The sequence below is a fragment of the Alicyclobacillus fodiniaquatilis genome (assembly GCF_042678105.1).
GTDB lineage: Bacteria > Bacillota > Bacilli > Alicyclobacillales > Alicyclobacillaceae > Alicyclobacillus > Alicyclobacillus fodiniaquatilis.
In genome coordinates this window covers 4,712-5,139 of sequence record NZ_JBHUCX010000081.1, presented here as the reverse complement: position 1 = coordinate 5,139, position 428 = coordinate 4,712, and the positions used below count along the sequence as shown (strand labels likewise).

The 428-nt window shown below is 42.8% G+C and carries 1 pseudogene; it reads left to right on the top strand.

The features are described from left to right. Window positions 1-103 precede the first annotated feature (103 nt). Window positions 104-428: pseudogene (locus ACFSB2_RS19535) on the top strand (IS5/IS1182 family transposase); the annotation flags it as partial.

Here is a 428-nt window from a genome sequence, read left to right as displayed (position 1 = left end):
CCAAGCGACGTACGAGCGGACACACAAACCTGCAGCCTAAGCAAACGAAATGGGATTTTCATACATTCTCGGTTTGGTGTGTCCACCATATTGACTTAATACCAGAGTTCTTATAACTGATTCCACCCACATTAAAGCCAATGCGAACAAACGAAAATTTGTACATCATGAAGTGGAATTGACCCCCAAAGATTACGTAAAAGAATTAGATGAAGCTGTCGAAAAGGATAGGATGAAACACGGGAAAACAGCCCTTACGCAACCAAAAAGAGGTGATCGAGAGAAAGGAAATTAAGGTAAGTACCACAGACTCAGACGCAGGATACATGGTCAGAGAAGGTAAACCGGAGGGATTCTTCTACTTGGACCATCGTACGGTTGATGTGAAGTACAACCTGATTACAGACGTGCATATTACACCAGGTAAT